The following is a 21911-nucleotide window of genomic DNA, read 5'->3' as shown; positions in this document are numbered from 1 at the left end:
TATAAAATAAATTTTAAATTATTAATTGACTTTTAAAAAATTTATTTACGGAATATGTCTTTTGATTAACTATGCATAATTGATGTTCTGTTTTAGGATAAACTGATTGTATTGCTTCTGACATTCCTGTTAAATTGTCACTACAAGCAATAAGAATATCATTTAAGCCTCGATTTTTCATTTCTGTGAAATTAGATAATCAAAAATTATAACCTTCATTTTCACTAATTCATAAACCTAAAATATCTTTTTTGCCTTCTAAATCAACTCCTAGTGCTATATAAACTGATTTGTTAATAATGCGTTTATCTTGTCGTACTTTAACTACTATACAATCAAAATAAACAATCGGATAAACACTTTCTAATGGCTGATTTTGTCATGCTTCAACATCATCAATAACATCATCAGTAATTTGACTAATAACACTTTCACTAATATCAGCACCATGATATAACTCTTGTAACTGCATTCTAATATCTGATAAAGTCATGCCTTTGGCATATAACGAAAGAACTTGTTGATCAAAACCATCAAATCTTCTTTAGACATATTCCGTAAATAAATTTTTTAAAAGTCAATTAATAATTTAAAATTTATTTTATAATTTATTTATTAATAAATTAATAAGGTGTTGATAAAAATGAATTTTGAAAATTTAAAAAAATTAAAAAATGAACAATTTTATAGATATTTTGGTATAAAACGTTTTCATTTTGATGAAATTTTAACAAAATTAATTGAAATAGAAAATTTAAAAAAACTAAAGGTAGAAAATATAAACTTTCAGTTGAAGAAAGATTGATGATGACTTTAGTATACTGAAAAGAATATTATACTTTTTCCAAATGAGTATTAAATATAAAATGAGTGCATCAAGTTGTTTTCGAAATATTACTTGAGTAGAAAATAAACTTAGTGATGACAAAGATTATCAGTTTTTAAAAACAAAATATAAATCAAAAATTGAGAAAAACAAGAAGATTTAAATGAATTTCAATTTTATTTAATTGATTCAACTGAAATTGAAATTGAAAGACCAAATAAAAAAACTACAGTTAGAATATTTTTCTGGTAAAAGTTGAATGTTTTCTATAAAATTTCAAATTATATATGACTTTTTAATAAAAAATTGTTGATATTTTTGCTGATAATGGAAAAGTACATGATTTTCAAATATTAAAAAATCAAATCTTGAATTTTCAGAAAAACAATAATTATTGGTGATTTGGGATATCAAGGAATACAAAATATTTATAAAAATGCTATATTACCAATTAAAAAACTAAAAATAAAAATTAACTAAACAAGAAAAAATCTACAATAAAATTATTTCAAAAATTAGAATTAAAGTTGAACATGTTTTTGCTTGATTAAAAAGATTCAAAATTTTAAGAAATAAATGTAGAAAAAGTATATTTAGACTTATGTACTTAAGATTTAACTTACTTTTTGAAATTTTTAATAAAAAAACCATTAAAATAAAAAAATATTAAAAATATTTTTTTAAAAATTTAAATTTTTATCAAGTTAATATAAAAATAATATTAACAATTTTTGTGTTTGAAATATAAATTTATTTTTAAAGTATTTTTTTAAAAATATTAACTTCTATAATTATTAACACTAAAAAATTTATAAATATTATTATTGACAATTGATTAAATTTATTTACGGAATATGTCTAATGAAAGAACTTGTTGATCAAAACCATCAAATCTTCTTTGTCTTTTTGCAACTATTACTGGCTCAAAATTACTATTACGATCTCGTGGTACATTAATCTCAATTTTACCTTGTTGAGTTATTAATTTTTTTGAACTTATACCATTACGAGCATTTTCACTATTATTATGTTGATGTTTTTAATATCCTAAATAATTTTGCATTTCAGAATTCAACATTTTTTCAACTAATCTTTTTGTTAATTCTTTAGACATATTCCGTAAATAAATTTAATCAATTGTCAATAATAATATTTATAAATTTTTTAGTGTTAATAATTATAGAAGTTAATATTTTTAAAAAAATACTTTAAAAATAAATTTATATTTCAAACACAAAAATTGTTAATATTATTTTTATATTAACTTGATAAAAATTTAAATTTTTAAAAAATATTAAAAATATTTTTTTATTTTAATGGTTTTGTTTTATTAAAAATTTCACAAAGTAAGTTAAATCTTAAGTACATAAGTCTAAATATACTTTTTCTACATTTATTTATTAAAATTTTGAATCTTTTAATCAAGCAAAAACATGTTCAACTTTAATTCTAATTTTTGAAATAATTTTATTGTAGATTTTTTCTTGTTTAGTTAATTTTTTATTTTTAGTTTTTTAATTGGTAATATAGTATTTTTATAAATATTTTGTATTCCTTGATATCCCAAATCACCAATAATTATTGTTTTTTCTGAAAATTCAAGATTTGAATTTTTTAATATTTGAAAATCATGTACTTTTCCATTATCAGCAAAAATATCAACAATTTTTTTATTAAAAAAGTCATATATAATTTGAAATTTTATAGAAAACATTCAACTTTTACCAGAAAAATATTCTAACTGTAGTTTTTTTAGTTGGTCTTTCAATTTCAATTTCAGTTGAATCAATTAAATAAAATTGAAATTCATTTAAATCTTCTTGTTTTTTCTCAATTTTTGATTTATATTTTGTTTTTAAAAACTGATAATCTTTGTCATCACTAAGTTTATTTTCTACTCAAGTAATATTTCGAAAACAACTTGATGCACTCATTTTATATTTAATACTCATTTGGAAAAAGTATAATATTCTTTTCAGTATACTAAAGTCATCATCAATCTTTCTTCAACTGAAAGTTTATATTTTCTACCTTTAGTTTTTTTTAAATTTTCTATTTCAATTAATTTTGTTAACATTTCATCAAAATGAAAACGTTTTATACCAAAATATCTATAAAATTGTTCATTTTTTAATTTTTTTAAATTTTCAAAATTCATTTTTATCAACACCTTATTAATTTATTAATAAAGAAATTATAAAATAAATTTTAAATTATTAATTGACTTTTAAAAAATTTATTTACGGAATATTTCTTTTATATAAACATCCCTCTTTAAAAACTGTTGTTAAATCTTCAGTATTTTTTAGTAATAAATCTACTACTTTTGATATTGGATCATTATTATTAATATTTTGTTTTTTAGACATAAGTACCTCACTCTTTCTAGTTATTTAATTTTATTTACTAGAATTAATTAAACATAGTTATTTTTTGTAAGTTACACAGATTACTAAACATTACCTGGCAACCTTTTTTAGGGCTGTTTTTTGGTAGACATTTGTGCTTGGTTTTTTATGGGGGTTAAGTAGTTTAGAGTGCTGTGGATTCTTATGTTGTTGTATCAATTGATATAATCAAATAATTCTAATTTTAATTTGATTAATGATGTAAAATTTTTATCATTAATAAACTCTGTTTTGAAAGTTTTGAAAGTTGCTTCAGCAACAGCATTATCATAAGGACAACCTTTTTTGCTTAAAGAGCGGGTAATATTGAATGCTAATAAAAGTTTATCAATAGTTTTATTATTAAATTTATTACCGCGATCGCTATGAAATATTTGAATATTTTTTAAACAACGATTTGAGCACATAAATGTTTGATATACTAATGATGCATCTTTTTTAGTACCATACAATATGTCCAATAATTTCGCGATTGTACAGGTCGATTAATAAGCAAATATAGTTTCATTTACCATTAACTTGAACATAAGTTAAATCACTAACAATAACTTCATTTTTAAGCCTATTATTAAAGTCTCTATTAACAAGATTAGTAATTTGACTATCATTGACTTTATTATGATAATTTTTGTATGATAATTTAGTGTATTTTGATATTAAATTATGTTTATTCATAATTTTTTTAATTTTTCGTCTTGATAAATTAATTTTCTTTTCTTTTAGAACAACTTTTAATCTTCTTGTTCCATAAGCTTCTTTATTTTCTTTAAAAGCACTAATAACAGTTTCATCATACATATTATTTTGAATTTTATCTTCTTTTTTCTTGAAATTAAAATAATATTTTGATTTAGAGATTTTTAAAAAACGACACATTGTACGAATTTTATATTTAACTTTATTTTTAGTAATAATTTCTATTTTCTGCCTATTATTAGCGCTGCTTGCTTTAAAATATCATTTTCCATTCGTAACTGTTTTAATTATTTTCTTAATTTAATTAGGTTTTTATCCCTTTATGTACTATTTTTAAATTTTATCACATAAATGGAGATAAAAGACTATCTAGGAAATTATCCCCACATGTATCTAAATCAAACACAAAATTATAGTTTCAAAACTAGGTATCTTATTGAATTTATATGCAGCTTCTTTTGCATATAAATGAATATTGTGTTTTGAAATTTTTATGTGTGTTCGGAAAGTTCATCGGATGTGTTTTCATGCAGATTCAATCTGGTTTGTGTTTACACCTGTTGATGACACATACCCAACTTCATGATTTACGATTTCATGTTTGTGATAAAAGTTTTTGAAAATTTCATATCTCTTACAAGAATCCGTAAATAGACAATACCCAGTAGAAATGTGTTTCAATGCAAATCATAAAAGGTTTTTCTCATCTGTTTTTTTCAATACTTTAACAATTAGTTTGTTACTGATTTTCTCATAAACTCCAACAATCAAGGTTTTATTCAACAAGGATCTTCCTTGTTTTTTAAAACCTACATGTGAAAGATACATTTCATCCATCTGTGCTGTGCCATCATCAATGAACCCTACATCTTGATTCCAAATTCTAGTTCTGATTTCATGACCCATTCTTCAAGCTGTTTTATATGCCACACCCAATTCCCTTGCAACATCTGTTGATGGTATACCATGCTTTGTGTTTATTCATCTAAAGATGAGATAAAGCCAAGATGTCAAAGTTGTTTGTGACTTGTGAAAAATGGTGTCATGAAGAATACTAAATGTTTGATGACATTTCAAACATCTTATTCTTCTCAAATCAGAAACATTCAAACCAGAAGAAGCACACCTGATACATTTCATTACTTTCAACTTCGCTATATATTTCAAACAATCGTTTTCATTTTGAAATATGCTATTGAAAAATTATTTAAATTCATTTTTTCCTCCACACTAGTACATGCGGGGATAATTTCCTTTAATTAATTCATTTTCTTCAACAGAACGGTTATCTTTGGTTTTAAAACTGCCTGAATTAGTAAATTGCTTAATTCAATTATAAGTATCTGCTCTTGTAACAGTGTACTCTTTAGAAAGACAAGACACTGACTTACCACTTTGATATAAAGCTACTATTTGTTTTTTAAATTCATCTGAATATGAGTTAATATTGGCCATAATTATAATTCCTTTCTTTTAACTAATTTGTTCACTTTTCTACGTAATTAGTATCCAATAAAGTGTAACCCATCCACAATAATGATAAAAATAAATATAGAAATAAAACTGATGAAAATGAAAAAAAAGCAAAAATCATAACATTTAGATAATTATTATATAGCTAACTAAAGTAATGTTTACTCATATCTTGAAAAACAAAATCAATCGCTTTTTTAATATTTGGTCAATAATTTGGTAATATTTTTCTTATATTATGTTTTATAGCAAATCAAAAATGTTCAATTGGATTTAAATTAGGAGAATATGGTGGAAGAAATAATAGTTTTCATCCAGCATTTTCAATTAATTGTTGTGTTAATTTAGATTTATGAAACGTTGCCTTATCTAAAAATATAATTTGTCCACACTTTAATACTGGAATTAGTATATTTTTTACATATGATTCAAAAATTTTACTGTTGCAATGCCCTTCAAATGCTCATAGGGCTTTTAATTCACCTTTATTTAGTGAACCAATTATACTCATTCTTTTTATTTTATATGCGGGTTTATTATCAAATAATCTTTTACATTTTTCAGATCAACCATATTTATAAAATTCATTATCATCAATTCCAGATTCATCAATATATACTAAATATTCATTCATTATTTTAGCTATTTCTTTTAAAAAATTTATTTACGGAATATGTCTTATGTATAATTTATTTTTTTGAAATAGTTATAAACTGTTTCTTTAGTCATATCATCAAATTTTTAAATTACTTTTTGAACTGTAACATCTTTATTTTGCACTAAATAATTTTTTAATTCATCTAAATCCTTTATTTTGTGGCTATGTCCTTTTTGATAATTCAAAATTGGTTTTATATGCCCAGTTTCTTTTTTTCTTTTTATTCATAAGAATAAAGTCTTTCTAGTAATATTGAACACTTTACAAATTTCTTGAATTTTCATGTTTTTACTTTCATAGGCTTCTACTACTTTTCTTCGTAAGTCTTAACTGTATGGTTTTGGCATAATTTAATCTTCCTAATCTATTTTAAATATTGCTGAATTGTACTTTTAAATTCAAAAACTGTTTAAATTAAATATTATTATTTTACATTAGACATATTCCGTAAATAAATTTTTTAAAAGTCAATTAATAATTTAAAATTTATTTTATAATTTCTTTATTAATAAATTAATAAGGTGTTGATAAAAATGAATTTTGAAAATTTAAAAAAATTAAAAAATGAACAATTTTATAGATATTTTGGTATAAAACGTTTTCATTTTGATGAAATGTTAACAAAATTAATTGAAATAGAAAATTTAAAAAAAACTAAAGGTAGAAAATATAAACTTTCAGTTGAAGAAAGATTGATGATGACTTTAGTATACTGAAAAGAATATTATACTTTTTTCCAAATGAGTATTAAATATAAAATGAGTGCATCAAGTTGTTTTCGAAATATTACTTGAGTAGAAAATAAACTTAGTGATGACAAAGATTATCAGTTTTTAAAAACAAAATATAAATCAAAAATTGAGAAAAAACAAGAAGATTTAAATGAATTTCAATTTTATTTAATTGATTCAACTGAAATTGAAATTGAAAGACCAACTAAAAAAACTACAGTTAGAATATTTTTCTGGTAAAAGTTGAATGTTTTCTATAAAATTTCAAATTATATATGACTTTTTTAATAAAAAAATTGTTGATATTTTTGCTGATAATGGAAAAGTACATGATTTTCAAATATTAAAAAATTCAAATCTTGAATTTTCAGAAAAAACAATAATTATTGGTGATTTGGGATATCAAGGAATACAAAATATTTATAAAAATACTATATTACCAATTAAAAAAACTAAAAATAAAAAATTAACTAAACAAGAAAAAATCTACAATAAAATTATTTCAAAAATTAGAATTAAAGTTGAACATGTTTTTGCTTGATTAAAAAGATTCAAAATTTTAATAAATAAATGTAGAAAAAGTATATTTAGACTTATGTACTTAAGATTTAACTTAATTTGTGAAATTTTTAATAAAACAAAACCATTAAAATAAAAAAATATTAAAAATATTTTTTTAAAAATTTAAATTTTTATCAAGTTAATATAAAAATAATATTAACAATTTTTGTGTTTGAAATATAAATTTATTTTTAAAGTATTTTTTTAAAAATATTAACTTCTATAATTATTAACACTAAAAAATTTATAAATATTATTATTGACAATTGATTAAATTTATTTACGGAATATGTCTATTATTTATAAGTAAACATTACTTTAGTTAGCTATATGTCAAAAAAATCACTTTAAATAAATTATTTTTTTAATTATTTTACTAAATTTAAAAATATTTCGTATAATTTATATAATGTCAAAATTTAAGAATAACGGAGGATAAATAATGTCTGAAAAAGAAAAATTTTCTGCTGAACAAAAAATTATTAATATTGCAGTGATAGCACACGTCGATGTTGGAAAGTCAACATTAGTTGATGCTTTATTAAAGCAATCAAATATTTTTCATCAAAACCAAGTTATTGTTGAACAAATAATGGATAATAATGATCAAGAACGTCAACGAGGAATTACTATTTATTCTAAAAATTGTTCAATCATGCATGGTAATACAAAAATTAATATTATTGATACACCTGGTCATGCTGACTTTTCCTCTGAAGTTGAAAGAATTATGAAAACAGTAGACTGTGTTATTTTACTAGTTGATAGTGTTGAAGGACCAATGCCACAAACTCGTTTTGTATTGCAAAAAGCACTAGAACATAACTTAAATCCAATTTTAATGATTAACAAAATTGATAAAAAGGACCAAAGAATTGAAGAAGTAAAAGATGAAGTATTAGAACTTTTTATGGAATTAAATGCTAATGATGAACAGTTAGAATTTCCAACACTTTATGGAATTACTAAACAAGGTATTGCCCAATATGAACTGAATCAATCAAGTGAAAATTTAGAACCATTATTTGAAACAATTATTAAACATGCTAAAATTTCTAAATTAGTAAAATATAATGAGCCCTTACAAATCCAAATTAGTTCATTAGATTATGATAGTTTTATTGGCAGAATTGGAATTGGTAGATTATTTCAAGGTACTATTTCTGAAGGACAAGAAATAATTGTTGTTGATGATTATGATTTAAAAAGAAAAGCAAAAGTAAAATATTTATTTGTTTATCAAGGATTAAAACGAGTAGCTGTTAAAAACGCTGTTGCTGGCGATATTGTTTGCATAGCAGGTATTGAAAATATAACAATCGGTAATACTATTTGTGATAAAGATAATGTTGTGCCAATGGAACCAATTACAATCCAAGCTCCAACAATGTCAATGAATTTCCTTGTCAATAATTCACCATTTTCTGGAACTGAAGGTAAACTAGTAACTAGTAATAAAATTAAAGAACGTTTAACAAGAGAATTAGAAACTAATGTTGGTTTAAAAATAGAACAATTATCTGAAAGTAATGCTGATGGTTTTAAAGTTTTTGGTCGTGGTGAATTACATTTATCTGTTTTAATTGAAAATATGCGTCGCGAAGGATTTGAATTAGGTATTTCTAAACCGGAAGTAGTATTTAAAAAAGATGAAAAAGGACACACCACTGAACCAGTGGAAGAAATTATTTTAAATCATCCTACTGAATATAGTAGTACTGTTATTAATAATTTAAATCTAAGAAAAGGTATTATGACTAATATGGATTCTGATAATGTTCGTGATAAAATTATTTTTCATATTCCAACAAGAGGATTAATTGGATTTGGTCATCAATACGTTAATATTACTCGCGGAACGGGTGTTATGGTTCGTAGTTTCCTTACATATGAACCATTAAAAGGCGAAATTAATAATAATAGAAATGGCGTTCTAGTAAGTATGATTACAGGGACAACATTACCTTATGCTTTAAATTCTTTAGAAGAACGTGGTACTTTATTTGTTAAACCACAAACTAAAGTGTATGAAGGAATGATTATTGGTTTAAGTAATCGCGATAAAGATTTAGATGTTAATCCTTGTAAAGCAAAAAAATTAACAAATACTAGAAGTTCAGGTAATGATGAAGCTGTTAGATTAACACCACCAACTATTTTTAGTTTAGAAGAATCTTTAGAATTTATTGCTAGCGATGAATTAGTTGAAGTAACACCACAAAATATTCGTATGCGTAAAAAATTATTGACTGAAAATGAACGTAAACAAAATAGAAATCGTAAGTAATACTTACGATTTTTTGAGGATTTTGAAAAATCTGTGTATCTTTTTACAAAGTTACTAGTTTAGATTAATTCTATCTTCAAATTTTATCATAAAATGAGCAATTGCTGTATTTCAATTTTGAATGGGCAGTGTTCATTTTTTTGTTATATTTTCAATTGCTAAGTAAAATATTTTAAAAACTGCAATATCATTTGGAAAAAATTTTTTATTTCTAATAACTTTTCTTAATTGACTATTAACAGATTCAATAGCATTTGTTGTATAAATCACTCTTTTGATTTCTGCATGATAACTAATAAAAACCATTAAATTATCTCAATTTTTATATCATGATTTAGCAATTTGAGGATATTGTTTATTTCATTTACTTTCAAAAGATTCTAAAACTTGCATTGCTTGTTCTTAACTACATGCACTATAAATTGGTTTTAAATCTGTAACTAGTGATTTTCTATGTTTGTATGAAACATATTTTAAACTATTTCTAATTTGATGAACTATAGACATATTCCGTAAATAAATTTTTTAAAAGTCAATTAATAATTTAAAATTTATTTTATAATTTCTTTATTAATAAATTAATAAGATGTTGATAAAAATGAATTTTGAAAATTTAAAAAAATTAAAAAATGAACAATTTTATAGATATTTTGGTATAAAACGTTTTCATTTTGATGAAATGTTAACAAAATTAATTGAAATAGAAAATTTAAAAAAAAAATAAAGGTAGAAAATATAAACTTTCAGTTTAAGAAAGATTGATGATGAATTTAGTATACTGAAAAGAATATTATACTTTCTTCCAAATGAGTATTAAATATAAAATGAGTGCATCAAGTTGTTTTCGAAATATTACTTGAGTAGAAAATAAACTTAGTGATGACAAAGATTATCAGTTTTTAAAAACAAAATATAAATCAAAAATTGAGAAAAAAAAGAAGATTTAAATGAATTTCAATTTTATTTAATTGATTCAACTGAAATTGAAATTGAAAGACCAACTAAAAAAAACTACAGTTAGAATATTTTTCTGGTAAAAGTTGAATGTTTTCTATAAAATTTAAAATTATATATGACTTTTTTAATAAAAAAATTGTTGATATTTTTGCTGATAATGGAAAAGTACATGATTTTCAAATATTAAAAAATTCAAATCTTGAATTTTCAGAAAAAACAATAATTATTGGTGATTTGGGATATCAAGGAATACAAAATATTTATAAAAATGCTATATTACCAATTAAAAAAACTAAAAATAAAAAATTAACTAAACAAGAAAAAATCTACAATAAAATTATTTCAAAAATTAGAATTAAAGTTGAACATGTTTTTGCTTGATTAAAAAGATTCAAAATTTTAAGAAATAAATGTAGAAAAAGTATATTTAGACTTATGTACTTAAGATTTAACTTACTTTGTGAAATTTTTAATAAAACAAAACCATTAAAATAAAAAAATATTTTTAATATTTTTTTAAAAATTTAAATTTTTATCAAGTTAATATAAAAATAATATTAACAATTTTTGTGTTTGAAATATAAATTTATTTTTAAAGTATTTTTTTAAAAATATTAACTTCTATAATTATTAAAACTAAAAAATTTATAAATATTATTATTGACAATTGATTAAATTTATTTACGGAATATGTCTATAGTTCATCAAATTAGAAATAGTTTAAAATATGTTTCATACAAACATAGAAAATCGCTAGTTACAGATTCAAAACCAATTTATAGTGCATGTAGTGAATAACAAGCAATGCAAGATTTAAAATCTTTTGAAAGTAAATGAAATAAACAATATCCTCAAATTGCTAAATCATGATATAAAAATTGAGATAATTTAATGGTTTTTATTAGTTATCCTGCAGAAATCAAAAGAGTGATTTATACAACAAATGCTATTGAATCTGTTAATAGTCAATTACGAAAAGTTATTAGAAATAAAAAAGTTTTTCCAAATGATATGGCAGTTTTTAAAGTATTTTACTTAGCAATTGAAAATATAACAAAAAAATGAACACTGCCCATTCAAAATTGAAATACAGCAATTGCTCATTTTATGATAAAATTTGAAGATAGAATTAATCTAAACTAGTAACTTTGTAAAAAGATACACAGATTTTTAAAAAGCCTCAAAAAATATACTAATTCCAGTATGAAAGCGTGGACAAATTATATTTTTAGATAATGCAACGTTTCATAAATCTAAATTAACACAACAATTAATTGAAAATGCTGGATGCAAACTATTATTTCTTCCACCATATTCTCCTAATTTAAATCCAATTTAACATTTTTGATTTGCTATAAAACATAATATAAGAAAAATATTACCAAATTATTGACCAAATATTAAAAAAGCGATTGATTTTTTTCAAGATATGAGTAAACATTACTTTAGTTAGCTATATATACTTTTTTTTAACTTTACTATACATATCTTTTAATCTTCCTTTCGAAAATAAAAACCCATATACTTTAAAAATTAAAATAATGAGTTGAAAACTTAAATTAAGTTTAGATAATTATATCATAATATCTATGGTATTTGGTATTAAATTTTTATACATATTTTTAAAAATAAGAAAATAGTTATAAAAAAATAAAACTACTCAATTGAGTAGTTTTATTTATCTTCTTTAATTTTTACTGTCATTTCTTCATCATCAAAAACAAATTTAACTTTTTTATCTTCTTTTTTATTAACAACATCAATGGGTTTATCATTTTTTTTATTTTCAAATAAAGGTTTTGGTTTTTTCTTTAATTCTTTTTCATTTTTTAAATAATATTTTTGAACTATATCAAAAAGTTCATTATTTAAACTACCATCTTTATATCTCTTTTTAAATTTATAAAAATACTTATAACGCTTATCTAAAATTATTGATTTAATTTCATTAAAGAGTATAAAAGCATTTCTACTTGAAAATTTATAATTATTTTTACCTATTTTTACTAAATTATCAATTATAATATTGTTTATTTTAAACTTAAACCTTTTTCTTTTAAAAAGAAAAATAACTAAAATAAAAATAAAAGTTAGTATTAATAATAATATTGATAATCCTATTATTATTCAGTCCTTTATTGAAAAATTTGATCAATTAAATAAAAACATTATATTTAAATTATTTTGCATATAAATAACTCCCTAAATTTTCTTAATATATAAATTTGCGTGATTTTATAAACAAGTTCTTCTTATTTTTTATTTTGGATAAATTACATTTAAAATTACACTTCCAATAACTAAAGGGTCATCATAAGTCATTTCAACTGTTAAAGTAGTTGGTTTAATGTTCATATTATTATATTTTAAATCACCTAAAATAATTTTTTCTTTTATTAAATTTGATTGTTGATTATTTTCAATTAATCTCTCTTTAATAACCTCCTTTACAGTTTCTGGACTTGTCATTCTTAATTTGTCTTCAGGTTTTAATTGCGGATTTGTTTTGTTTTTGAAAATTACTGCTAAAATTCCTTTATTATCACTAATTGATGATTGTTTAGAAATCAAATCATTTAATTTTTTCTTATTTTTTTTCTTCCTCTTCTTCTTTTTCTCCTTCTGTTTCAGCAATAGCTGTCATACCACCAGCGATGGTGGATCCAATTAAAGCTGCAGAGCCGATAAGACCAACAATAATTTTTGTTGATTTCTTCTTCTTTTTCTTTTCTTCTTCATCTTCTTCTGACATAAATTACAAACCCCTTTTCTAAGCCCTTAAATTTTTTCTAAATTAATTTTACATGATTAAAAATATTCTATTGACATTTTACTTTTATTAGAGTAGAAATTTAGATAAAAAATTAATTGTATAAATTACTGATGTGTTTTTTATTTTTTGAAAATTAATAATCTTAAACATTAAAATAGTAATTATTATTACTTTTAATAAAGTTTTTTATCTTTTTTTTAAAGAACTTAGTAAAAATAAGATAAAATATTAATATTGCATTAAAAAAAAGGTGAACGTATGTCATTTCAACAATTTAATTTACAACCATGACTAATTGAAAATTTAAAAAAAGAAAAACTAATTAATCCAACACCAGTCCAAACCAAAATTATTCCTTTAGCATTAACTAATAAAAACTTAATTATTAAAAGTGCTACTGGTAGTGGCAAAACTCATACTTATTTAATTCCAATTTTAAATAAATGTAATGTTACTTTAAAAGTAACACAAGCAGTTATTATTACACCTACTCGTGAACTTGCTCAACAAACGTTCAATTTTTTAAAAGCTTTAATCAAAGATCAAAATATTAGCATTGCTTCTTTAGTGGGTGGCAAAGATATTATTCGTCAAAGTAATAATTTAAGTAATAATCAACCACAAATTGTAATTGGCACTCCAACTAGATTAAAACGTTTATATGAACTTAATATGTTAGCAATTACTACTACTAACACTTTGGTTATTGATGAATGTGATATGTTATTTGATATGGGATTCATGGAAGATTTAGATTTTTTAATTACTAAAATGAATAAAAATACTCAAATTATGACTTTTTCAGCAACAATATTACCCCAACTAGTTACTTGATTAAAAAAATATATTACTAACGCTACTACAATTAGTATTGATAATAAATCTCAAAAAATTAAACATATTTTTATTAATCGTCATCATCAAGATAGTAAAAAACAACTACAGTCATTATTAACAATGTTTGATCCTTATTTATGTTTAATTTTTGTTAATAGCAAAGAAAATATTGAAGAAATTGCAAACATCTTAATTGAAGAAAATAAAAAAATAGCAATCTTACATGGTGGATTACCAGTACGAGAACGTTCTCAAACTTTTAAACGTATTAAAAATTTTGAATATCAATATGTTGTTTGTTCAGATATTGCAGCACGTGGTATTGATATTGAAGGGGTATCTCATGTTATCTCTTTACAATTACCGACAAATAATCTAGAATATTATTTTCATCGAGCAGGGCGAACAGGACGAGCTAACTATTCAGGTATTTCTTATGTATTTTATGATAAGAGTGATAATTCTACTATTCATAAGTTAAAAAATTTAAATGTTCCAATAGAATACTATAAAATTAAAGATAATAAGTTACTACCAGAAATTACTAATGACAACATAGTTGCTCATAAACGAAAAATAGAAATAAATAAAGAAGAGCAATATGTTATTAATCGCTTTAAAAAAAATAAAAATGTAACTCCTGGTTATAAGAAAAAATTTAATAAAGATTTAGAAGCAATAAAAAAAGAAACAAGAAAACAACACATTAAAGCATCAATTAAGAAAATTAAAAAAACACAAGCAATTGCAAGAAGAAAAAAACTTTTTGATGAAAATTAATAATGAAAGAAGAAGCAAGATGGAAAATAACAAATTAATTATTGGAACTCATGTTTCAATGAAAGCACCAAAATATTTATTAGGTGCTCTTGAAGAAACTCTAAGTTATAATGCCAATACGTTTATGTTTTATACAGGTGCTCCACAAAATACAATTCGTAAACCAACCAAAGCATTATTTATTAAAGAATTTACAGAAAAACTAATTGAAAAAAATATTGATATTAATAATCTTATTGTTCATGCTCCTTACATTATTAATCTGGCTAATAGTATTAACAAAAGTACTTACCAATTAGCAGTAGATTTCTTACAACAAGAAATAATTCGCTGTCAAGATATTGGCATTAAAACTTTGGTTTTACATCCAGGTAGCGCTGTTGGTGCTTTACCACAAACTGCTTTAGATCAAATTGTTAAAGGACTAAATGCAGCATGTTTAGAAAAACAAACTGTAAAAATTGCTTTGGAAACAATGTCAGGAAAAGGTAGTGAAGTAGGAACTACTTTTGAACAACTTCAATATATTATTAATAATGTAAAAAGACAAGAACTAATTGGAGTTTGTTGAGATACTTGCCACTTATCTGATGCTGGTTATGATCTTAATAATAATTTAGAACAAGTAATACAACAATTTGATCAGCTTATTGGATTAGATAAATTATTAGTTATTCATGTTAATGATTCTAAAAACCCAATCAATGCTCACAAAGATCGTCATGCTAACTTAGGAATGGGTTACCTTGGTTTTCAAACTTTAATTAACATTATTTACCATCCATTGTTGCTTACTAAAATAAAAATTTTAGAAACGCCATGAATTAACCGTCATCCACCTTATTTACATGAAATTAAAATGATAAGAACAAAAAAATATAATAAAGAAATTTTAGAATCATTAGGAACTGGCAAATAATGAAAAGAATTGGTATTTTTGGTGGAACTTTCGATCCATTTCATAATCAACATTTGAACATTGCAAATACAGCCTATCATAAACTTTCACTTGATGAAGTTTGAATTTTACCAACAAAACAAAATCCGTTAAAAGATAGTGTCAGTGCCAGCGATCAACAAAGATTTGATATGATTAATTTAGTTATTAAAAACTATTCTTGAATAAAATTAAATGATTATGAACTAACAAGTAAACAACCTAGTTATACTATTAATACTATTAACTACTTTATTGAAAACTATCCAAATCACAATTTTTTTTTTATTATCGGTTCTGATAATTTATATACCTTAAATAAATGACAAGGAATTGAACAGTTAATTAATTTAGTTAAAATTATTGTTGTTAATCGCCCTCATTATCGTAAAACATTAGAACTAATGTCAAAATACAAGTGTCAAAATTTAGTAGTTCGACCAAGTAGTGATATTAGCTCTGCCAAAATTAGAAATGATGAAATTATTAATCAAATTGATATTAAAATTAATGATTATATTAACAATAATTTAATATATAGTTATGAGCGTTTAAAAGCAAATTTGGATAACAATAGAACTGAACATTGTATTAATGTTGGTAAAATGGCTGTTAAATTAGCAATCCATTATAATGAAGATGCTAATAAAGCGCTAATTGCTGGAACTTATCATGACCTTTGCAAACAATGAAGTAAAAATAAAATGACTAAATATTTAACAAAATATAATAAAGAAATTTTACAAGAACCATTTCCAGTTTGACATGGTTATGTAGCGGCATTGTATTTAAAAAATCATTATCAGTACCATGATGATTTAGTTCTTCATGCAATTGCTAGACACACTACTGGTGCAACCGAAATGAAACCTTTAGAATTAATAGTATTATTAGCAGATAAAATATCAATTGAACGTAACCATTATTATGTTGAAGAATTAAGAAAACTTGCCTTTCAAGATTTAACTGTTGCTTTTAAATACTATCTAGAAATTTTAAAAAAACATTTACTAGAACAAAAAAAACCATTAAATAATAAGTTTTTAACAATATATGAAGCGTGAAGTAATAAAAATTAACAAATAGTATCGCTAGTAAAATACTTATTTATTAATTATTTAATATATAATATTAAAGAAAAGGGAAGTTTAATAAACTAAATAGTATTGTAATAATATAAACAAATAATTGTAACTAAGGAGTACTAATAATGAGTTTAGTGAGTAAAGAATTAGAAACCAAAAATGAAAAAACAGTTAAACTTAAAATAGATAATTCAAATTCAAATCAAGTTAAAAAAATAAATCTTATTTTTGGAGATAGTTTTGTTGAAATGAAAAAAATGAAAAATGAATTAGTTGATTTTATTTTTATCGATCCACCTTATTTTTTATCAAATGATGGTTATAGTGTTAACGCCGGCAAAAGAACATCTGTTAATAAAGGTGAATGAGATAAAAGTAAAGGTTTTCTTGAAAATTATAAATTTCATCAAAAATGAATTAAAGAATGCAAAAGAATTTTAAAACCAAATGGAACTTTAATAACCACCAGAACTTATCATTCTATTTATATTTGTGGTTTTATTTTACAAAAACTAAATTTTCACATTCTTAATGATATAGTTTGATACAAACCTAATTGTACACCTAATATTGGTTGTAGAAATTTTACTGCTAGTCATGAAACATTAATATGAGCAAAAAAAGATAGCAATTCTAAACATGTTTTTAATTACAAAGATATGAAATATTCTAAATGAGAAGAAGATAATTTTAAGAATGAAGATAAGCAAATGCGAAGTGTTTGAGCAATAACTACACCTAAACCATTTGAAAAAATTTATGGTAAACATCCTTCACAAAAAGCATTAGATCTTTTAAAAAGAATTATAATTGCTTGTACTAATGAAAATGATATTGTCTTAGATCCGTTTATGGGTAGTGGCACAACTGGTCTTGCATGTAAAATGCACAATAGAAATTTCATAGGAATTGAAAATAATATTGAATATTTTTATCTAGCAAAAAAAAGATTGGATGATAATAATGGTTAAAAATGGAATCGGTGGTGCAAATACAAAAACTGGTCTCGCTTTTGAATGGGAAAAAGAGTTATATTCATTTTTTAAAAAACAGGAAAATTATGAAATTAAAAATATGATTGAAATTCACAATTTAAAACGAAATGATGCATTTGAATTGTTTTATATGGGAGAACATGTTGCTAATATTTTCAAAAAAAATGCAATCTATGTTTATTTATAAAAAGACCACAATTTAAACTGAAATTACTTTTTATCAAAAAAATTACTACCAGATGACAGTATTTTTGTATATAAGAATAATACTTTTTTTATTATTGAAATTAAAACACAAAATGTTGCTGGAAGTGTTGATGAAAAACTACAAACTTGTGATTTTAAAAGAAAAAAATGACAAAAACTTTTATCAATATTAAATTACAAAATTTAATACTGATATTTATTAAGTGATTGATTTAAAAAACCAGAATATAAAGATACTTTAAATTATATAATAGATAGTAATTGTCGTTATTTTTTTAATTATATTCCATTAAAAGAATTGGGTTTACCGCTATAAAAAATCAAAATAAATTATTAATAAGGAGATCAAATATTATGTCCAAAAAAAATAAAACAAAAATTACTGCTTCGCCGAAAAAAGAAAAAAGAACAGCAAAAATAAAAAAAAGCATGACCGATTATAACGAATTAAAAATAAAAAAAAGTGGTTTCTTAAGCGCAGTTATTAAATACTTTAAAAAATATCCGCTACTTTATCTAATTGCAATACTAACCACTATTTCTTCTTCAATAATTTCAGTAATTATTCCTAAAATTACTAATAATTTTTTAGTTACCCCCGATGGTTTTCAATGAGAAAAAATTACTACTTTAGCTTATATTTTAATTAGTTTACAAATTGCATCAGGGTTATTTATGTACTTTCGTAATTTAACAGGAAGCATTATTGGTGTTAAAGTTGAAATTGAATATCGAAATAAAGTTTTAAAACATTTACTAGATTTAGATATGTCATATTATGAAGACCGCAAAATTGGTGACACTTTAACAAAACTAATTAGTGATACTAGTGTTATTGGTGAAAACATGCAATCTATTCCTTTAACTATGCTTAGTTCAATTGTGACCTTTTTTGGTTCAATTTACGTTATTTTTTCTTTAAATTGACAATTATCATTAATTGTTTTAGGTATTGTTTTATCAATTTTAATAATATCAGTATTAAATGTTCAAATTATTCGTTATTTAAACTATAAATGAAGAAAAGTTTATACTGAAGTTAATGCTGATATTACTGATCGACTAAATACTATTACTTTAATTAAAAGTAATGCTACAGAAAAAAGTGAAAATAAAAGATTTTCTAATGAACATCTTAAATATTACCAAGCAGCAAAAAAAACTATTACTTTTGAAAGTTTTACTAGAGCATTACTAATTACATTACTAACAGGAATTAACATTGTTGGTTTAGTTGCTGGTTTCATGTTTGTAAGTAAACACATCATTAGTATTCCAACACTAATTGCTTTTTTATTAGCAGTCAACACTTTAATTTTTCCAGTTATTCAAAGTATTCAATTCTTAGGTAATTGAGCTAAAACATCAACTTCAATTTTAAGAGTTAATGAAATTCTTAATATTAAACCAAAAATAGTTAATAAAGAAAAATCCTTACCAGTAAAACAAATTACTAGTGATATTATTTTTGAAAATGTTAATTTCCGCTACGATGAAAAAGAAGACTGAATTTTAAATAACTTCTCTTTCACTTTTGAAAAAGGTAAAAGTTATGCTATTGTTGGTGCAACTGGTGTCGGAAAAACTACTATTTCTAAGTTATTACTACGTTACTATGACCCTGCTGAAGGAAGGATTTTAATTAATAATAATAATGATTTACGTGATATTGAATTAGCACAATACTTACATCATATTGGCTATATTGAACAAGATCCACAAATTTTATTTGGCACATTTGCCGAAAACATTAGTTATACTAAGCAAGGAACAACTTTAGAAGAAATCAAAATTGCTGCAAGTAAAGCTAACTTACATGATTACATTGAACAATTACCTAATGGTTATAATACAATTTTAGGTGAACGTGGGATTAACTTATCTGGTGGTCAAAAACAAAGAGTAGCTATCGCTCGTATCTTTTTAAAAAATCCAGAACTATTAATTTTAGATGAAGCTACTAGTGCTTTAGATAATATTGTAGAAAAGGAAATACAAGCACAATTTAATAAATTAATGATTGGTCGTACTAGTATTATTATTGCCCATCGTTTATCAACAATTAAAACTGTTGATAAGATTTTAGTTTTAGAAAAAGAAAAAGGTTTAGTTCAAGTTGGTACTTTTGATGAATTAAAAGTTAAAGAAGGTCACTTTAAACATTTATATGAAGCTGGAATTATGGGGTAAAATTTTTAATGAATCATTAATATTCCCATATTTAAATTAAAAAATAAAATTAATATTTTCAAATTTAGTAAGAAATATAATAATATGAAAAATAATAATTACTATGAAGATAAACTTAACGCAATAGTTAAATTAGAAATTTATATATGAATATATAAATTTTTTGGTTCAGTTTTATTAAATGAGGCTTCTAAAGAAAAAAAGTGATCTTATGATCAAAACCAAATACAAAAATTACGAAATTCTAGAGTTAATATTACAATTATTAGTAATGATTTAATTATATTAGAAAAATCTAAATGTAGTATAATCACTAATATTAAAAATTTAGTAAATTATTTATATGATGTGTATGAACTTGTTTATTTTTCTTTTGAAATTTTAAACATATATAAAAGTAAAAATTTAACTAAAAAAATAAAATTAAAATAAATATTTAACTCATAATTGAAGAATTTCCCTAAAAGTACTATAATATATAGCTAACTAAAGTAATGTTTACTTATAAATAATGTAAAATAATAATATGTAATTTAAACAGTTTTTTAATTTAAAAGTACAATTCAGCAATATTTAAAATAGATTAGGAAGATTAAATTATGCCAAAACCATACAGTGAAGACTTACGAAGAAAAGTAATAGAAGCCTATGAAAGTAAAAACATGAAAATTAAAGAAATTTGTAAAGTGTTCAATATCACTAGAAAGACTTTATTCTTATGAAGAAAAAGAAAAAAAGAAACTGGGCATATAAAACCAATTTTGAATTATCAAAAAGGACATAGCCACAAAATAAAGGATTTAGATGAATTAAAAAATTATTTAGCGCAAAATAAAGATGTTACAGTTCAAAAAGTAATTGAAAAATTGGGTGATATGACTAAAGAAACAGTTTATAACTATTTCAAAAAACTAAATTATACATATAAAAAAACTTTTCTATATGAACAAAGAGATAAAAATAAACAAGAAGATTTTTTAAAAGAAATAGCTAAAATAATGAATGAAGATTTAGTATATATTGATGAATCTGGAATTGATGATAATGAATTTTATAAATATGGTTGATCTGAAAAAGGTAAAAGATTATTTGATAATAAACCCGCATATAAAATAAAAAGAATGAGTATAATTGGTTCACTAAATAAAGGTAAATTAAAAGCCCTATGAGCATTTGAAGGACATTGCAACAGTAAAATTTTTGAATCATATTTAAAAAATATACTAATTCCAGTATTAAATCGTGGACAAATTATAGTTTTAGATAATGCAACGTTTCATAAATCTAAATTAGCACAACAATTAATTGAAAATGTTGGATGCAAACTATTATTTCTTCCACCATATTCCCCTAATTTAAATCCAATTGAACATTTTTGATTTGTTATAAAACATAATATAAGAAAAATATTACCAAATTATTGACCAAATATTGGTAATCTTTAGTAATCTGTGTAACTTACAAAAATAACTATGTTTATTTAATTCTAGTAAATAAAATTAAATAACTA

Annotated in this window: 32 protein-coding genes and 3 pseudogenes; 18 read left to right on the top strand and 17 right to left on the bottom strand. The window is 22.5% G+C overall.

All coding sequences use genetic code 4. The features are described from left to right. Positions 1-64: 64 nt before the first annotated feature. Positions 65-532, bottom strand: a pseudogene (locus ABWV63_RS02110) (transposase); the annotation flags it as partial. A 111-nt stretch (positions 533-643) separates the two neighbouring features. On the opposite strand from ABWV63_RS02110, the gene ABWV63_RS02105 reads away from it, so the two are divergent. Both ABWV63_RS02105 and ABWV63_RS02100 read left to right on the top strand, forming a co-directional pair. Beyond that, positions 644-817, top strand: a complete 174-nt coding sequence (locus tag ABWV63_RS02105) for a hypothetical protein (protein WP_353306624.1) — start codon at positions 644-646, stop codon at positions 815-817. Between the two features lie 31 nt (positions 818-848). Continuing rightward, the gene (locus tag ABWV63_RS02100; protein ID WP_353306623.1) at positions 849-989 is read left to right on the top strand and encodes a hypothetical protein; all 141 of its coding nucleotides are present in this window, start codon (positions 849-851) and stop codon (positions 987-989) included. 678 nt (positions 990-1667) lie between these two features. Here ABWV63_RS02100 and ABWV63_RS02095 read toward each other — a convergent pair. The 11 genes from ABWV63_RS02095 to ABWV63_RS02045 all read right to left on the bottom strand — a co-directional run bounded on the left by ABWV63_RS02095 (position 1668) and on the right by ABWV63_RS02045 (position 6345). After that, entirely contained in the window at positions 1668-1808 is a 141-nt protein-coding gene (locus ABWV63_RS02095; protein ID WP_353307149.1) for a transposase, read from the bottom strand. A 510-nt stretch (positions 1809-2318) separates the two neighbouring features. After that, positions 2319-2540, bottom strand: coding sequence for a transposase (locus tag ABWV63_RS02090; protein WP_353305571.1), 222 nt, complete (start codon positions 2538-2540; stop codon positions 2319-2321). Positions 2541-2547: 7 nt separating this feature from the next. Then, entirely contained in the window at positions 2548-2778 is a 231-nt protein-coding gene (locus ABWV63_RS02085; RefSeq protein ID WP_353305844.1) for a hypothetical protein, read from the bottom strand. Continuing rightward, a complete protein-coding gene (locus ABWV63_RS02080; RefSeq protein ID WP_353305542.1) occupies positions 2721-2984 on the bottom strand; it encodes a hypothetical protein in 264 nt (87 codons plus the stop codon). The genes ABWV63_RS02085 and ABWV63_RS02080 overlap by 58 nt, the downstream gene beginning before the upstream one ends. Before the next feature lie 82 nt (positions 2985-3066). After that, positions 3067-3195, bottom strand: a complete 129-nt coding sequence (locus ABWV63_RS02075; RefSeq protein ID WP_353306622.1) for a hypothetical protein — start codon at positions 3193-3195, stop codon at positions 3067-3069. Between the two features lie 107 nt (positions 3196-3302). Continuing rightward, positions 3303-3695, bottom strand: coding sequence for an IS3 family transposase (locus ABWV63_RS02070; RefSeq protein ID WP_353306621.1), 393 nt, complete (start codon positions 3693-3695; stop codon positions 3303-3305). Then, positions 3673-4110 (bottom strand): IS3 family transposase, encoded by a 438-nt coding sequence (locus ABWV63_RS02065; protein WP_353306620.1) that lies wholly within the window; start codon positions 4108-4110, stop codon positions 3673-3675. The genes ABWV63_RS02070 and ABWV63_RS02065 overlap by 23 nt, the downstream gene beginning before the upstream one ends. Before the next feature lie 213 nt (positions 4111-4323). Next, on the bottom strand, positions 4324-5070 hold the full coding sequence (locus tag ABWV63_RS02060) for an IS1595 family transposase (RefSeq protein ID WP_353306619.1): 747 nt from the start codon (positions 5068-5070) through the stop codon (positions 4324-4326). Positions 5071-5160: 90 nt separating this feature from the next. Beyond that, entirely contained in the window at positions 5161-5385 is a 225-nt protein-coding gene (locus tag ABWV63_RS02055; protein ID WP_353306618.1) for a transposase, read from the bottom strand. Positions 5386-5548: 163 nt separating this feature from the next. After that, positions 5549-6037, bottom strand: coding sequence for an IS630 family transposase (locus tag ABWV63_RS02050; RefSeq protein ID WP_353306617.1), 489 nt, complete (start codon positions 6035-6037; stop codon positions 5549-5551). 107 nt (positions 6038-6144) lie between these two features. Then, entirely contained in the window at positions 6145-6345 is a 201-nt protein-coding gene (locus ABWV63_RS02045; RefSeq protein WP_353306616.1) for an IS630 transposase-related protein, read from the bottom strand. A gap of 249 nt (positions 6346-6594) precedes the next feature. On the opposite strand from ABWV63_RS02045, the gene ABWV63_RS02040 reads away from it, so the two are divergent. The 3 genes from ABWV63_RS02040 to typA all read left to right on the top strand — a co-directional run bounded on the left by ABWV63_RS02040 (position 6595) and on the right by typA (position 9640). Continuing rightward, positions 6595-7032, top strand: coding sequence for a transposase family protein (locus tag ABWV63_RS02040; protein WP_353305692.1), 438 nt, complete (start codon positions 6595-6597; stop codon positions 7030-7032). Positions 7033-7039: 7 nt separating this feature from the next. Next, complete coding sequence (locus tag ABWV63_RS02035; protein ID WP_353306615.1) at positions 7040-7447, top strand: transposase family protein; 408 nt, start codon at positions 7040-7042, stop codon at positions 7445-7447. Positions 7448-7795: 348 nt separating this feature from the next. Then, positions 7796-9640, top strand: a complete 1845-nt coding sequence (typA, locus tag ABWV63_RS02030; protein ID WP_353306614.1) for a translational GTPase TypA — start codon at positions 7796-7798, stop codon at positions 9638-9640. A gap of 54 nt (positions 9641-9694) precedes the next feature. Here typA and ABWV63_RS02025 read toward each other — a convergent pair whose 3' ends face one another. Both ABWV63_RS02025 and ABWV63_RS02020 read right to left on the bottom strand, forming a co-directional pair. Continuing rightward, positions 9695-10033 carry a transposase gene (locus ABWV63_RS02025; RefSeq protein WP_353306613.1) on the bottom strand — a complete coding sequence of 113 codons (339 nt, stop codon included), beginning with the start codon at positions 10031-10033 and terminating at the stop codon, positions 9695-9697. Positions 10034-10042: 9 nt separating this feature from the next. After that, positions 10043-10147, bottom strand: coding sequence for a transposase (locus ABWV63_RS02020; RefSeq protein WP_353306612.1), 105 nt, complete (start codon positions 10145-10147; stop codon positions 10043-10045). A gap of 91 nt (positions 10148-10238) precedes the next feature. On the opposite strand from ABWV63_RS02020, the gene ABWV63_RS02015 reads away from it, so the two are divergent. From ABWV63_RS02015 to ABWV63_RS01995, 5 genes and pseudogenes are all read left to right on the top strand, one after another. Continuing rightward, on the top strand, positions 10239-10364 hold the full coding sequence (locus ABWV63_RS02015; RefSeq protein ID WP_353306611.1) for a hypothetical protein: 126 nt from the start codon (positions 10239-10241) through the stop codon (positions 10362-10364). A gap of 34 nt (positions 10365-10398) precedes the next feature. Continuing rightward, a complete protein-coding gene (locus tag ABWV63_RS02010) occupies positions 10399-10587 on the top strand; it encodes a transposase family protein (RefSeq protein WP_353306610.1) in 189 nt (62 codons plus the stop codon). 97 nt (positions 10588-10684) lie between these two features. Continuing rightward, positions 10685-11092: a transposase family protein gene (locus ABWV63_RS02005; RefSeq protein WP_353306609.1), complete on the top strand. Its 408-nt coding sequence runs from the start codon at positions 10685-10687 to the stop codon at positions 11090-11092. 309 nt (positions 11093-11401) lie between these two features. Then, positions 11402-11740 carry a transposase gene (locus ABWV63_RS02000; RefSeq protein WP_353306608.1) on the top strand — a complete coding sequence of 113 codons (339 nt, stop codon included), beginning with the start codon at positions 11402-11404 and terminating at the stop codon, positions 11738-11740. A 46-nt stretch (positions 11741-11786) separates the two neighbouring features. Continuing rightward, a pseudogene (locus ABWV63_RS01995) lies at positions 11787-11936 on the top strand (transposase); the annotation flags it as partial. A 335-nt stretch (positions 11937-12271) separates the two neighbouring features. Here the strand turns inward: ABWV63_RS01995 and ABWV63_RS01990 are convergent. The 3 genes from ABWV63_RS01990 to ABWV63_RS01980 form a co-directional block, all read right to left on the bottom strand. Then, positions 12272-12787 (bottom strand): hypothetical protein, encoded by a 516-nt coding sequence (locus ABWV63_RS01990; protein WP_353306607.1) that lies wholly within the window; start codon positions 12785-12787, stop codon positions 12272-12274. A 69-nt stretch (positions 12788-12856) separates the two neighbouring features. Beyond that, a complete protein-coding gene (locus ABWV63_RS01985) occupies positions 12857-13168 on the bottom strand; it encodes a hypothetical protein (RefSeq protein WP_353306606.1) in 312 nt (103 codons plus the stop codon). Positions 13169-13184: 16 nt separating this feature from the next. After that, positions 13185-13349 carry a hypothetical protein gene (locus ABWV63_RS01980; RefSeq protein WP_353306605.1) on the bottom strand — a complete coding sequence of 55 codons (165 nt, stop codon included), beginning with the start codon at positions 13347-13349 and terminating at the stop codon, positions 13185-13187. A gap of 279 nt (positions 13350-13628) precedes the next feature. Between ABWV63_RS01980 and ABWV63_RS01975 the strand changes: the two genes are divergently transcribed. From ABWV63_RS01975 to ABWV63_RS01940, 8 genes and pseudogenes are all read left to right on the top strand, one after another. Beyond that, on the top strand, positions 13629-14987 hold the full coding sequence (locus ABWV63_RS01975) for a DEAD/DEAH box helicase (protein WP_353306604.1): 1359 nt from the start codon (positions 13629-13631) through the stop codon (positions 14985-14987). A 19-nt stretch (positions 14988-15006) separates the two neighbouring features. Continuing rightward, on the top strand, positions 15007-15906 hold the full coding sequence (locus ABWV63_RS01970; protein WP_353307148.1) for a deoxyribonuclease IV: 900 nt from the start codon (positions 15007-15009) through the stop codon (positions 15904-15906). Then, the gene (locus tag ABWV63_RS01965) at positions 15906-17003 is read left to right on the top strand and encodes a nicotinate-nucleotide adenylyltransferase (protein ID WP_353306603.1); all 1098 of its coding nucleotides are present in this window, start codon (positions 15906-15908) and stop codon (positions 17001-17003) included. The genes ABWV63_RS01970 and ABWV63_RS01965 overlap by 1 nt, the downstream gene beginning before the upstream one ends. A gap of 131 nt (positions 17004-17134) precedes the next feature. Then, positions 17135-17980, top strand: a complete 846-nt coding sequence (locus ABWV63_RS01960; RefSeq protein ID WP_353306602.1) for a site-specific DNA-methyltransferase — start codon at positions 17135-17137, stop codon at positions 17978-17980. Then, a pseudogene (locus ABWV63_RS01955) lies at positions 17973-18527 on the top strand (hypothetical protein). Before ABWV63_RS01960 ends, ABWV63_RS01955 begins: the two are co-directional and overlap by 8 nt. Positions 18528-18565: 38 nt before the next feature. Beyond that, complete coding sequence (locus ABWV63_RS01950) at positions 18566-20401, top strand: ABC transporter ATP-binding protein (protein ID WP_353306601.1); 1836 nt, start codon at positions 18566-18568, stop codon at positions 20399-20401. Positions 20402-20485: 84 nt separating this feature from the next. Continuing rightward, positions 20486-20833, top strand: a complete 348-nt coding sequence (locus tag ABWV63_RS01945; protein WP_353306600.1) for a hypothetical protein — start codon at positions 20486-20488, stop codon at positions 20831-20833. Positions 20834-21000: 167 nt separating this feature from the next. Next, on the top strand, positions 21001-21846 hold the full coding sequence (locus ABWV63_RS01940; RefSeq protein ID WP_353306599.1) for an IS630 family transposase: 846 nt from the start codon (positions 21001-21003) through the stop codon (positions 21844-21846). Positions 21847-21911: the final 65 nt, after the last annotated feature.

The sequence above is a fragment of the Spiroplasma ixodetis genome, from assembly GCF_040369795.1.
Classification (GTDB): Bacteria; Bacillota_I; Bacilli_A; order Mycoplasmatales; family VBWQ01; genus Spiroplasma_E; species Spiroplasma_E ixodetis_B.
The sequence above is the reverse complement of the archived record's forward strand: the minus strand, read 5'-3'. Positions and strand labels throughout refer to the sequence as shown.